Raw genomic sequence first — 13,507 nt, forward strand, 5'->3', positions numbered from 1 at the left:
CCGCCGGGCGCCGCCGGGCGCCGTCAGCGCAAGGTGCTGGCCAGCGTGCGGCGCACATCGTCTTCGTCCCGTCCCGTGCGGCGCACATAATCGGCCACCTGGTCGGCGCCGATATTGCCGACATTGAAATATTGAGACTGCGGATGGCTGAAATAAAAACCGCAGACGCTGGACGCCGGCATCATCGCGAAGCCTTCAGTCAACTGCATGCCGATCTCCCCGCAATCCAGCAGGTCGAACATGGCGCGCTTGACAATGTGTTCCGGGCAGGCCGGGTAGCCGGGCGCCGGGCGGATACCCTGGTATTTTTCACCGATGATGTCCTCGTTGGGCATGTCCTCGTTCGGCACATAGCCCCACAGGTCGCGGCGCACCCGGGCATGCAGGGTTTCGGCGAAACCTTCGGCCAGGCGGTCCGCCAGGGCTTTCAACATGATCACGGAATAGTCGTCACCGGCTTCCTGGAACTGCTTTTCATATTTTTCGATGCCGATGCCGCCGGTCACCGCAAACATGCCGATGTAATCGGTCACGCCGGAATCCTTGGGCGCGATGAAGTCGGCCAGGCATTTGTTGTCCACGCCGTCGCGCTTTTGCGTCTGCTGACGCACGCCGCGCCAGGTCAGCAGGACCTCGCTGCGAGTCTCGTCGCGGTAGATCTCGATGTCGTCGTCGTTGATGCTGTTGGCCGGGTAGAACGCCACGATGCCGTTGGCCGTCAGCCAGCGTCCCTCGACGATGCGCTTCATCATGGCCCGGCCTTCCGCGTAGAGCTTGCTGGCCTCCTCGCCGACGACCTTGTCGGTCAGGATGGCGGGAAACTGCGCCATCAAGCCCCAGGATTGGAAGAACGGCGTCCAGTCCAGGAATTTCAGGATTTCGTGCAGATCGTAGTGCTGGAAGGTGCGCCGGCCAATGAATTTCGGCCGGGGCGGCGAGTAGCGGGCCCAGTCGATGGCGGGCTTGGCCGCACGAGCTTCCTCGATGGAGACCATGGGCGTGGCCTTGCGGTTGGCGTGGCGTTCGCGCACCAGTTCGTATTCGTCGGCGACTTCCTTCAAGTAGGTCTTGACCTGGTCGGACATCAGGCTGGTGGCCACCCCAACCGAACGGCTGGCGTCGGGCACGTAGATCACCGGACCCTCGTAGTTGGGGGCGATCTTCACGGCCGTGTGCACCCGGCTGGTGGTGGCCCCGCCCACCAGCAGCGGGATGTTGCGTTCGCGGAAGTACGGGTCGCGCTGCATTTCAGACGCGACATAGGCCATTTCCTCCAGGCTGGGCGTGATCAGGCCGGACAGCCCGACCATGTCGGCGCCGACTTCCTTGGCCATGTCCAGGATCTTGGCGCACGGCACCATGACGCCCATATTGATGACTTCGAAGTTATTGCACTGCAGGACCACCGTGACGATGTTCTTGCCGATGTCATGCACGTCGCCCTTGACGGTGGCGATGACCATCTTGCCCTTGGAGCGCACGTCGCCGCCGGCCTCTTCCAGAAGGCGCTTTTCTTCCTCGATGAAGGGCAGCAGATGGGCGACGGCCTGCTTCATCACGCGCGCGGATTTGACCACCTGCGGCAGGAACATCTTGCCCGCGCCGAACAGATCGCCCACGACGTTCATGCCATCCATCAGCGGCCCTTCGATGACTTCGATGGTGCGCCCGCCGGCCGCGTCGATTTCCAGGCGGACTTCTTCGGTGTCTTCGACGATGAAGGTCGTGATGCCATGCACCAGCGAATGGGTCAGGCGTTCGCGCACCGTGCCCTGGCGCCAGGCCAGATCTTCTTCTTTCTTGGTGCCCGCACCCCGGATGGTCTCAGCCAGCTCCACCAGCCGCTCGGTCGAGGTGCGCTCGTCGGCCTGATCGGTCTTGCCGACCGGGTCGGGGCGATCCAGCACCACATCCTCGACCAGATCGCGCACCTGCTTGTCCAGTTCCGAATACACGCCCAGCTGGCCGGCATTGACGATGCCCATGGTCAGGCCGCACTGCACGGCGTAATACAGAAACACGGCGTGGATGGCCTCGCGCATGGCCTCGTTGCCGCGGAAGGAAAAGCTGACGTTGGAAATTCCGCCCGACACCCGGGCATGCGGCAGGTTTTCCGTGATCCAGCGGGTGCCGTCGATGAAGTCCATCGCGTAGTGGTTGTGCTCGTCGAGCCCGGTGGCGATGGCGAACACATTGGGATCGAAGATGATGTCTTCGGGCGGGAAGCCCACCTGATTGACCAGGATGTCATAGGCCCGGGCGCAGATGTCGATCCGGCGTTGCAGGCTGTCGGCCTGGCCCTCGGTATCAAACGCCATGACGACCACGGCCGCGCCATACTTGCGGCACAGCTTCGCATGCTCGATGAAGGGGCCCTCGCCTTCCTTCATCGAAATGGAATTGACCACGCACTTGCCCTGCACGCAGCGCAAGCCGGCTTCGATGACCGGCCATTTGGAACTGTCGATCATCACCGGCACGCGGGAAATATCCGGTTCGGAAGCCAGCAGGTTCAAAAAGCGCGGCATGATGGCCAGGGCGTCGAGCATGCCCTCGTCCATATTGATGTCGATGATCTGGGCGCCGTTCTCGACCTGCTGACGGGCGACGGACAGGGCTTCGTCGAACTTTTCCTCGCGGATCAGGCGCAGGAACATCTTGCTGCCCGTCACGTTGGTGCGTTCGCCAACGTTGATGAACAGCGTGTCGCGGTCGAAATTCAAGGGCTCCAGGCCCGACAGGCGGGTCTTGACCGGAATGACCGGCGGCTGGCGCATCGGCAGATCGCGGACCTTGCGGGCGATTTCGCGGATATGGTCCGGCGTGGTGCCGCAGCAGCCGCCGACCACGTTCACCAGCCCGGCCTGGGCGAATTCCTCCAGCAGGCCGGAGGTGTCCGAGGGGGTCTCGTCAAAACCGGTTTCCGCCATGGGGTTGGGCAGGCCGGCATTGGGATAGACGCAGACGTAGGTGTCGCAGATCTTGGACAGTTCCGCCACGTAGGGTCGCATCAGGGCGGCGCCCAGGGCGCAGTTCAGACCGATGGTGACGGGCCGCGCATGACGCACGGAATTCCAGAAGGCCTCGACTGTCTGGCCCGACAGGATGCGCCCGGACGCATCGGTAACGGTGCCCGACACCATGACGGGCAGCCGGATGTCGCGCTCCTCGAACACGGATTCGATGGCGAAGATGGCAGCCTTGGCGTTCAGAGTGTCGAAGATGGTTTCGACCAGCAGGATGTCCGCCCCGCCATCGATCAGGCCGTTGATCTGTTCGGTGTAGGCCACACGCAGTTCTTCAAACGTGACGTTGCGCGCGCCCGGGTCGTTGACGTCCGGCGACAGGGATGCGGTCTTGGGTTGCGGCCCCAGAGATCCCGCCACGAAGCGCGGATGGTCCGGCGTGGACACGGCGTCACAGGCCTCGCGGGCCAGCCGGGCGGCCGCCAGGTTCAGGTCGTAGGCGATGTCCAGCAGGCCGTAGTCGCCCTGCGCCACCCGGGTGGCGCCGAAGGTGTTGGTTTCGACGACGTCGGCGCCGGCTTCCAGGTAGGCCTGGTGGATTTCGCGGATGACGTCGGGTCGGGTCAGGGACAGCAGGTCGTTATTGCCTTTGACGTCGCGGTCATGATCCGCGAAGCGTTCCCCCCGGAAATCGGCTTCGGTGAGTTTGTATCGCTGGATCATGGTGCCCATGGCCCCATCCAGCACCACGATGCGCTTGCCCAGGAGGCGCACGAAATCGGCGCCCCGTGTGTAGGACTCTATGGGATAGGGCAGGACGGGATAGGACACGGCAGGATCCGATGACGATGGACAAACTTTCATTGTATCGCTGGCGGTTTGGATCTCATGAAAGGGCCATTCAGCAGGATCTCATCGCGGCATCAGGGGGCCGAGGGCGCCGGTCGCGTCTTGGCGGCTTCGCCGGATGTGGACGAGTAAGCTCCAACAGCGCCCCTCGGCCCCCTGATGCCACGATTGACGCAAAGAGGGGCATGCTGGGCATCGTGCGGCGAATTCGCAGCAGACGAAGGCCCCTGGCGGGAGTCGACCTGCGGTCGCGCACTATCGCCATTTGCCATACTGCGTATTTGTACCGGTCAGCCTGTAAAAACTGGCTTTTCCATAGCTGCTTCGCTATACTAGGGTTAACCCTATAGGTGTTTTCACCAGTCGCTCGACGACAAGCAAACATAATCAAGGAGAGCAGCATGTTGGCACCCTTTTCGAACTACCCCGTGAACGCAGCCTTTGAACGCATGATGGCGGAAGAACGCGCCGAGCGCGCGAACCGGCCGCAAGAAAGCCTGATGGCCCGCATCCTGGGCATCCTGTTCGGCGCCGGACGCCCCGCCCACGCCTGATTGCGAACAGCAGGCGGCTCTCGCCGCCGTCACCGTGCCGGCCCCGCTTGAGCGGGGCTTTTTCGTGTCCGCCTGACTGCACGCTGCCACGCCACGATCGACGTCCTCGCCACGAGTAACGGCGTTTGCCGAAGCGCCCTTATAATGCCCCTCGAAACAGGTATGCCTGGGCGCCCATCCGCGCCTTGGCATCCAAACGGGAAACAGACGGTCCGTCACCGGACCCAGCTGTGCTGCCCCCGCAACGGTGCGCGCGACCTCCGGGCCCTTGGCCCGGCCCGCGCCAGCCCGATACCGGCCTGCTTCGATCTCCTGATTGCCTGCCGCGCCCGACTGCCGATCCATCCGGGCAGATCCATCACGGCCTGCAGGCGTTGATTATTCCGGCGTGCGGGGACGCGCGCCACACAGGGCCTGTCATGACCATCCCATTTTCGCGGCGCACGCTCGCCGCCGCCGTCTGTCTCATTCCTCTGGCCGCTACGGCCCAACCCGACACCGCAGCCATTCCCGCGCTGCAAGACATTGTCGTCACGCCCAGCCGCACCGCCGAACCGTTGTCCGAAGTGGTTGGCGATGTAACGGTGATCGGGCCAAAGCAATTGGCCGAGGCGCGCGGCGATAGTCTTGCCGAGATCATTGGGCGGGCACCGGGGGTGCAGTTCACTTCGAACGGCGGGCCGCAGACCGTGACCAGCCTGTTCTTGCGAGGAGCGAACTCCAATCACACGCTGGTGCTGATCGACGGGATGCGGGTCAACGGCTCGACCTGGGGCGGCGTCAATTTTCCCGCCATCGATCCGGCGACGGTCGAGCGCATCGAGATCCTGCGCGGCGCCGCCAGCAGTCTGTATGGGTCCGACGCGATCGGCGGTGTGATCAACATCATCACGAAGCAAGGCGAGCAGGACCGCCCGCTGTCCGCCTGGGCGAACATCGGTTACGGCACCTACGAAACCGCCAAGTCCAGCCTGGGCCTGTCGGGCGCCGCCCAAGGCTGGGACTACAGCCTGTCGACCAGCGCGGCGAGCAGCAAGGGCTTCGACGCCCTGCGTCCGCGCAAAGCGAACAACACGCCCATCACCGGCCACGACCCGGACAAGGACGGCTACCGCAGCCATGCCGTTTCCGGCACGCTGGGCTATCGCTGGGCCGAAGGCCACCGGATCGGCGTGACCGCCTACAACGGCTACACCGACGGCGACTATGACAACGAGTTCACGCCCTACCCAGACACCTACACGATCTTTCGCCAGCAAGCCTACAGTCTGAACAGCGCGGACAGGATCACGGACTGGTGGGACAGCGACCTGCGGTTCGGCTTCACCAAGGACAGCAACGACAATCGCAGCGATTCGTCCAGCGTATTCAGTTCGCTCAAACGCCAATACAGCTGGACCAACACCTTCAGGCCGCTTGCCGATCACCGGATTTCCGTCCTGCTGGAACGCCAGGAAGAACGGGCTCAGAGCTCTAGCACGCGATACAGCCAGGAGGCGCGCGACACGAACGCGGCGGCGCTGATCTACAAGGGCAGAATCGACCGCCTGCATACCCAGGCCAGCGTGCGCAACGACAATATCTCGGGCTACGGCAACCAGGCCACGGGCAGCCTGGGGCTGGATTTCGACCTGACGGACGCCTGGCAGATCGGCGTCGCCGGCAACACGGGCTTTCATGCACCGACGTTCAATGATCTGTACTGGCCCCTGGCCTTCGGCTTCAAGGGCAACCCGAACCTCAAGCCGGAGAAATCGAAGAACGTCGAAGCGCACGTCCGCTACCAGACCGCGGCAACGCAACTGTCCCTGGTCTTGTACCGGAACCGGATCGAGAACCTCATCGATCCTTACAACTGCAGCGACCCCAGCGGCCCCTGCACGACGAAGAACGTCAGCCAGGCCACCATCCACGGCCTGACCCTGACCGGCCAGCACAACTTCGGCAATACCACCCTGCTGGCGAGCGCGGACTTCCTGGATCCGCGCAATGACGATCCACGGCCCGCGCAAGGCTTCACCCCTGCCGAGGGCTCCACCCTGCCACGACGCGCTCGTCAGGTCTTTCACCTGGGCGTCGAACACCGCATCCAGGCGCTGAAGCTGGGCGCGGAATATCAATACACCGGCAACCGCTACGAAGACCTGGCCAACAGGACCCGCCTGGGCGGCTATTCCCTGGTCAACCTGACCGCCGCCTACGACTTCAGCAAGTCCCTGGGCGTGCAGGTGCGCTGGAACAACGTGCTGGACAAGGACTACGTGCTGGTGGACGGCTACAACACGCCGGGCTCCAACGTGTTCGTCAATCTGTCCTGGCGGATGTAGGCATGGAACGGCCGATGGGCTTGCGCGGGATGCGACGACGCATCCTGGGCCTGGCGGCCGCAGCCTGCCTGTGCGCCGGCGCAGCCAGGGCGGCCGACACCACGCCTCGCATCATCACCCTGGCCCCCAGCGCGACCGAACTGGTCTACGCAGCCGGGGCCGGCGCCGACATCGTCGGCACCGTGCTGCGCAGCGACTACCCTCCTGCGGCACGCGATATCCCGCGCATCGGCGATGGCGTGCAATACAGCGAGGAATCCGTACTGGCCCTGCGCCCCACGCTGGTGGTCGCCTGGTATCCGACCGATGCCAGCCGAGCGCTGGCCCGCCGGCTGCGGACGCTGAACACCCCCCTGGTCTACGTCGACCCGAAAAGCCTGGACGACATCCCCGCCCTGATCCGGCAGCTGGGCGGACGACTGGGCACACAGCGCCAGGCCAACAGCGCCGCCGCAGCCTTGCAGCAGCGCATCGACCGCCTGCGTCCCGCGCCTGCGCCCGCGCAAACCGTCTTCATCGAGGTCAGCGCCGACCCCCTGTTCACCCTGGGCCGCGACCCGCTGGTCAACGACCTGCTGGCCCGCTGCGGCGGCATCAACCCCTACGCGGACAGCCGCGTGGCCGCGCCTCAGGTCAGCGTGGAATCCGTGCTGCACCTGAACCCACGGGTCCTGATCATGTCGCCCTACGGCGGCGAGACGCTGGCCGCCCGCACACGTTGGTGGGCCGATCACGGCCTGCCCGCCGCCCGGCAGGGCCGCATCTACGCCGTCGATCCCGACTGGCTGCATCGGCCGGGGCCGCGCCTGGTGGATGCGGCGGAGGCGATCTGCGCGGATCTGCGCAGCAGCCGCTGAAGTTCACCGTCACCAAGGGGCCCGCCCGCCGGCATCGGCGCGCTTCTCGAATTCACTGCATAGATTCAAGGTTTTGACATCTCCCACCAGGGACAACCAACACCGCCCTGTGGTTTCCAAGAGGATACCCGGCAGCTTATAGCGTTTGGCAAGATAAGCTTCAATGGGCAGCAGCGCCTGATTCGGCCCAACCTCGCGGCGCGACTGGTTGATGGTCTCCAGAATCAGATCGGGATCCTGGCTGCTGCTCAGGTACCGATAATATTGCGTGAACGTCCAGACTGTCCGATTAGGACTGAGAAAACTGCGGACCAGGTAAGCATCCGATTTTTCTTTATTCCCCAACAAGAAATGCGCCATGGCAAGGCGATTGGTGACCGAAACATTGCCCTCCAGGCTGAACGGCATCGGAGTCCGCTCAACACGTGCCAGACCGCGTCGAAGCGTAGCGGCACTCGTCGCCACCAACTGATTCATTCCGAACAGATAATCCACCGAGGCAAAGCGGGGCGGCGCCTTGCCCAGCGCCCGACGACGCTCGTCTTTGGTCAGGCTTCCGGATGCCACAAGAACCGCCTTCAATCGACTGTCGCGTTCTTGATAAACGCTGTCGTTCGCCCCAGTCCAGACCTTGCTGCATGCCTTAAGCCTCTTGTCGTCGAACTGCTGACCTCCGGCAGCGCAGACTGCCTCTGCGGATGAAGGGGGCACGGCATGCGAGCCATACTGCGCCAACTTTCTGATCGCCATTTTCAGACCTCGGACCGAATAGCCAGCCTTGACCAGAAGATCTACCGCAAAAAGGTCCGCATCCGTTTCCTGCTTGATATTCCAGCGCTTGTAAATCAATCCCCGGGACACATCCTTGATGTAATCCTCCAACATGACCGAATAACCGCCAGCCCCTGCAATCCACCCCGCCGCGCTGACGGCGAATACGGAGGCATCCTGGACCATGCCCTTCACAGCATCCCAAGAATAGGCATGACCCAATTCATGCGCGATGATGGCCGCCAGCTCGTCTTCCGAGCCAGCCTGAGCCACAACGCCAGCTGACACAACCACCGTCTTCGTCGAAATCGAGTAGGCCTCGTAACCACTGAACGAATCCACAAGAACAACGCAGTCGCAAGGCTCGCCATGCGCAGCCTCCAGCTTGCCGCGAATCCCCTGAACATAGGCGATCAATTCAGGGTCTCCAACCATGGTGCGGTCCATCTGATGCAGATACTGAGTGTCAATGACATTGACCTGGCGGTCATAGCCAACGACATCCTTACCCTTCCCTGTTCCCGGAATACCTGCACACCCGGCCAACAGCAGAAGAGGAAGAAGCAGCGAAAACACACGCATCATTTTCTGCACCCTTCGCCGGCCCCTTTAACGCTGGCTTGCTTATGATCGGACGGGAGAGAAACCGGCACTGTGTTGCAGGCATCCACGACAAGTCTCCTTTCGTCCGCCAGCGTGACGTCCGCCCGCTCGATCTCATACTCCACACCCCGAAACCGGAAACTCAGCCGGCCTTCGGGCGCACGCACTGCGCGGATCGGCAACTGCAGGCCGGCAAGATCCGACCACCACAAACCCGCGCCATCTGAAAGCCTGATCACCTCGACCAGATCCGGACTGGCCACTGCCACTACCTTCAGAGTCTCCGCGCGGACACCAAAACACGACAAGGCGATCAATCCCGCCCACAGCACATTCAAGCCGGCTTTCCACATAAGGTCTCCTCGTTAATTCATGGGTTTCGCGCTGCCGTCGAAGCCCCATCCCAAAACAACAGCAACGACACCAAGCCGATCATGAACAGCCATCCTTGCAGTGCAATATCCAAGATTGAATAGCACAGCACATAAATTGCAAAAACCATCAGAACCCACAGAGACAGCCATGCCGCGCGTCGAGCCAGACGACCAAGCGCTTGGCGAGCCGCCGCGCCCGCCAAGCCTTGGTTTGACGGTTGCGGCTGGACGCTACAGCCGCATCGCGCACGGATGAGCCGCCCGGCCTTTTGTCTGAAATACTGGCGCCAGATGCAAACCAGCGTGGTCAGCAATAGCCACACGAGCGAAGAGACGTGCCGAATCTCCCGAGTCCGCAAATAATCACCACCCAGGCGATCAAGATTCTCTAGAGCCATGGCATGGATATAAACGCCCGCCAGCCGCTCGTAGAGGGGAGTTGCGTGGTAGTCGTTCAGGCTGGGCATGATCACCCCGGCAAGCACGACAAAAGGTTCCCCGGATCCAAGATAAGGCGGTCTGAGGCGGCCACCATCAGGCAGGAACAACTCGGACAGCCTGACTTGATGGACCGGCAGGCAATCAGTCGAGGCGCTTGCCGGCGCGCCACCGAACCCCAGGTAGCGGAAGATCGTCAGCAGCACATACCTTGGAACCCGGGTAGTCCAATTGCCGCACTCTCTGTCTTCACGCAACACCCATTGCGTGGACAGGACATCCTGCGCCTGGATACCGCCGCAACCGTGACCACGAGCTCGACACAGTTCCTGGTAAAGAGCCCACGCGGCACTGGGCGCCGACTGTGGTACCGCCGTTTCACGATCTGCATCTCGCAGACCTCGGCTCAGCGGGTAGTTGTCGCCCAGCCCGTCCCACACGGAAGCCACCAGCTTGGGCTGGTTCAGCAAGGCGTAGGTCTCATCCGAAATCGGAATTTTTCCACCGCCGCCAGCCAGATAGACTGGGGGATACGGCCGGCTGGATTGATCGGTTCCCTGCGCGATACGGCCCAGAACACTGCCAAGCCGCCGCATATCTCCGCTGGCAGTCCGGGGGCGCTCGAAGAAGATGTCGTAGAACACTGCTGCGGGAACATCATCCGCATTCTGGCGCGAGACCAGCCGGCTCAAAATGCGCGCATGATCACGATAGGTCAGCGGCCAGTCGTTTGCTTCGAGCCGCCCGCTCTCATGCAGTGCCCTAATGCTGTCGTAATCTATATTCACAACCGTGATGGGGGCTGGCGGCACAGGTTGCACATAGGCGCGCGAACGACTGATATCTTCCGCCAATGCCCGTTCGCTGGCGGAAGACAAACCGAAAGGATCCGCCCAGATCACCCACATGCCCAAAGCCCAAAGCATCAACAGTTGCGCCAGGAACCGGAGATGCTTGGACAACTTCGAACGACAGGTCACCATGTCCGGGATACGATGGGTAAAAGAAAAAGTGTATCAGTCCGAGAAATTTATTATCTTTGTATAAACACAAATTACAAGATGTATTCTCGCGATTGAAAACCGCGTCACGGTGCCTCACCGCCATGCCTGCCGCCCCACCCGCGCCGTATCGGTCCGCCCATGCGCCTCACATTTATGGACTATCCTTACGCAAGAGCCGCTGCGCGCGGCCGCATCCATTACAGGCCCGCCCACGATACACGCCATGAACACCGCAGATACCCTCACCATTGCTGATCGCACTTTCCATTCCCGGCTCCTGGTCGGCACCGGAAAATACCGCGATTTCGACCAGACCCGCGACGCTATCGAGACCAGCGGCACGGAAATCGTCACCGTCGCCATCCGCCGCACCAACATCGGCCAGAACCCGGGCGAGCCCAATCTGCTGGACTTCCTGTCCCCGGACCGCTACACCATCCTGCCCAACACGGCGGGCTGCTACACGGCTGACGACGCCGTGCGCACCCTGAGGCTGGGCCGCGAACTGCTGGACGGCCACAACCTGTGCAAACTGGAAGTCCTGGGCGATGCCGGCAACCTGTTCCCCAATATGCCGGAAACCCTGGCGGCGGCCCGCACGCTGGTGGCCGACGGCTTCGACGTGATGGTCTACTGCAGCGACGACCCCATCCAGTGCCGCATGCTGGAGGACATCGGCGTGTCGGCCGTGATGCCGCTGGCATCCCTGATCGGCTCGGGCATGGGCATCGTCAACCCCTGGAATCTGCGCCTGATCATCGACCAGGCCCGCGTCCCGGTGCTGGTGGATGCCGGGGTCGGCACGGCGTCCGATGCCGCCATCGCCATGGAACTGGGCTGCGACGCCATCCTGATGAACACCGCGATCGCCGGCGCCCGCGACCCGATCCGCATGGCGCGGGCCATGCGCCTGGGCGTGGAAGCCGGCCGCGAGGCCTATCTGGCCGGTCGCGTAAAACGCAAATACTACGACGCGGACCCCAGTTCGCCCGCCGAAGGCCTGTTGCCGTCGACGCGGGCGGCCTGATTTTTCCCCGCCCCAGAATCCGCAACCCCCGGCGTCCCGGTCGATCGACCCGCTTGAACGAGTCTTGACCGGACAGGACGCCAGGCCCTTCCGACCGACGCAGAAACCTCCGATGATTCCGAACACCTTATCCATCGCCGGCGTGGACCCTTCCGGCGGCGCCGGCGTCCTGGCCGACGTCAAGACCATGAGCGCCCTGGGCGCCTACGGCATGGCGGTGATCGCGGCCCTGACCGCCCAGAACACCCAGGCCGTCACGCACATCGCCCCGGTGCCGCCGGACTTCGTCGCCGCGCAGATCGACACCCTGTTTGCCGACGTGCGCGTCGACGCGGTGAAAATCGGCATGCTGGGCCAGGCGGGCGTCACACGCATCGTGGCCGAACGGCTGGCACACTGGCAGCCCGCCCACCTGGTGCTGGACCCGGTCATGGTCGCCAAAAGCGGCGACCATCTGCTGGAACGCCAGGCCGTCGAGGCCCTGCGCGAAGGCCTGATTCCTCTGGCGACCATCATCACACCGAACCTGCCCGAGGCCGGCGTGCTGCTGGACCAGGGGCCGGTCGACAACCTGAAAGACATGCGCCGGGCAGCCGAACGCCTGCGCCGCCTGTTGCCGGACGACACCCGCCGCTGGGTCTTCCTGAAGGGCGGCCACCTGCCCGGCGACGACACCATCGACCTGCTGCACGACGGCGACCGCATGATCGAACTGCCGGGCCGGCGCATCGACACCCCCAACACTCACGGCACCGGGTGCACGCTCTCGGCCGCCCTGGCCGCCCTGCTGCCGCGCACCGGAGACGTGCCGGAAGCCGCCCGCCGGGCCAAGGACTACCTGGAACGGGCCATCGCGGCATCCGGCCAATTGCAGGTGGGATCCGGCCACGGGCCCGTCCAGCACTTCCACGCCTGGTGGGGCAGGCCCGCCTGAATCCACCGCCGGCCCTCAATCCCGGCGCCGGCCGCCCCCGCAGGCACGGGGGTCTGGCCTATAATCGACTCACGTTAACCCTAAGGCTCACGAAACATGAACGTCAACGACATCAGCGACGCTGAACGTGCCCGTTTCAACATGGTCGAACAGCAGATCCGCCCCTGGAACGTCCAGGACGAACGCCTGCTGCAAGCGGCCTTCGACCTGCCGCGCGAACGCTTCGTGCCGCCTCAGCTGCAGGCCCTGGCGTTCACGGACACGGAACTGCCGCTGGTGATCGATGGCGTCGATACGCGCGAACACATGCTCTCGCCCAAGGTCGAGACCAAGCTGATCGAAGAACTGCAACTGGTCCCCAGCGACTGCGTGCTGGAAATCGGCACCGGGTCCGGCTACCAGGCCGCCCTGCTGTCGCGCCTGTGCCAACAGGTCACGTCCATCGAAATCGACAGCCGCCTGGCGGCTTTTGCCCAGGGCAACCTGGCCCGCAGCCAGATCGGCAACGTCGTGCAGGAAACCGGCGACGCCCACGCTGGCTGGGGCACGGCGGAATACGACGCCATCCTGATCACCGGCTCGGTCCCGACCGTCCCCGACGCGCTGAAGTACCAACTGGCCGTGGGCGGGCGCCTGGTAGCCATCGTGGGACACAACCCCATCATGACCGCCTGCCGCATCACGCGCACCAGCGCCGCGAACTTCGAAACCGTGCAGGTCTTCGACACCTGGACCAAGCCCCTGCGCGGCACGGCACGATCCCGCTTCAAGTTCTGACGGCACGCAGATCGCAGATCCTGCGG

Annotated in this window: 10 protein-coding genes and 1 riboswitch; of the genes, 6 read left to right on the forward strand and 4 right to left on the reverse strand. The window is 63.5% G+C overall.

Annotation, left to right across the window (positions count from 1 at the left end; translation table 11 throughout):
* Window positions 1-23: 23 nt before the first annotated feature.
* Window positions 24-3,797, reverse strand: coding sequence for a methionine synthase (gene metH, locus WBG56_RS11370; RefSeq protein WP_424268342.1), 3,774 nt, complete (start codon window positions 3,795-3,797; stop codon window positions 24-26).
* Between the two features lie 419 nt (window positions 3,798-4,216).
* Here metH and WBG56_RS11375 point away from each other — a divergent pair, with 419 nt between their 5' ends.
* The 3 genes from WBG56_RS11375 (at window position 4,217) to WBG56_RS11385 (ending at window position 7,553) form a co-directional block, all read left to right on the forward strand.
* Window positions 4,217-4,369 (forward strand): hypothetical protein, encoded by a 153-nt coding sequence (locus WBG56_RS11375; RefSeq protein WP_424268344.1) that lies wholly within the window; start codon window positions 4,217-4,219, stop codon window positions 4,367-4,369.
* Between the two features lie 141 nt (window positions 4,370-4,510).
* Window positions 4,511-4,686: riboswitch (cobalamin riboswitch) on the forward strand.
* A gap of 102 nt (window positions 4,687-4,788) precedes the next feature.
* On the forward strand, window positions 4,789-6,696 hold the full coding sequence (locus WBG56_RS11380; protein WP_424268346.1) for a TonB-dependent receptor domain-containing protein: 1,908 nt from the start codon (window positions 4,789-4,791) through the stop codon (window positions 6,694-6,696).
* Between the two features lie 2 nt (window positions 6,697-6,698).
* Window positions 6,699-7,553 (forward strand): cobalamin-binding protein, encoded by an 855-nt coding sequence (locus WBG56_RS11385; protein WP_424268348.1) that lies wholly within the window; start codon window positions 6,699-6,701, stop codon window positions 7,551-7,553.
* A 9-nt stretch (window positions 7,554-7,562) separates the two neighbouring features.
* Here WBG56_RS11385 and WBG56_RS11390 read toward each other — a convergent pair whose 3' ends face one another.
* Genes WBG56_RS11390 through WBG56_RS11400 form a run of 3 tightly spaced genes read right to left on the reverse strand, consistent with a single transcriptional unit; the run spans window position 7,563 to window position 10,722 of the window.
* Window positions 7,563-8,909, reverse strand: a complete 1,347-nt coding sequence (locus WBG56_RS11390; protein WP_424268350.1) for a M48 family metalloprotease — start codon at window positions 8,907-8,909, stop codon at window positions 7,563-7,565.
* Window positions 8,906-9,280 (reverse strand): hypothetical protein, encoded by a 375-nt coding sequence (locus WBG56_RS11395; protein WP_424268352.1) that lies wholly within the window; start codon window positions 9,278-9,280, stop codon window positions 8,906-8,908. The genes WBG56_RS11390 and WBG56_RS11395 overlap by 4 nt, the downstream gene beginning before the upstream one ends.
* A 17-nt stretch (window positions 9,281-9,297) precedes the next feature.
* Window positions 9,298-10,722, reverse strand: coding sequence for a CHASE2 domain-containing protein (locus tag WBG56_RS11400; RefSeq protein ID WP_424268354.1), 1,425 nt, complete (start codon window positions 10,720-10,722; stop codon window positions 9,298-9,300).
* A 244-nt stretch (window positions 10,723-10,966) separates the two neighbouring features.
* Here WBG56_RS11400 and WBG56_RS11405 point away from each other — a divergent pair, with 244 nt between their 5' ends.
* The 3 genes from WBG56_RS11405 (at window position 10,967) to WBG56_RS11415 (ending at window position 13,481) form a co-directional block, all read left to right on the forward strand.
* Entirely contained in the window at window positions 10,967-11,770 is an 804-nt protein-coding gene (locus WBG56_RS11405) for a thiazole synthase (RefSeq protein WP_424268356.1), read from the forward strand.
* A 112-nt stretch (window positions 11,771-11,882) separates the two neighbouring features.
* Window positions 11,883-12,704, forward strand: a complete 822-nt coding sequence (thiD, locus tag WBG56_RS11410; protein WP_424268358.1) for a bifunctional hydroxymethylpyrimidine kinase/phosphomethylpyrimidine kinase — start codon at window positions 11,883-11,885, stop codon at window positions 12,702-12,704.
* Between the two features lie 96 nt (window positions 12,705-12,800).
* Entirely contained in the window at window positions 12,801-13,481 is a 681-nt protein-coding gene (locus WBG56_RS11415) for a protein-L-isoaspartate O-methyltransferase family protein (RefSeq protein ID WP_424268360.1), read from the forward strand.
* Window positions 13,482-13,507 lie beyond the last annotated feature (26 nt).

Source organism: Castellaniella sp. (assembly GCF_049671645.1).
Lineage (GTDB): Bacteria > Pseudomonadota > Gammaproteobacteria > Burkholderiales > Burkholderiaceae_B > Castellaniella.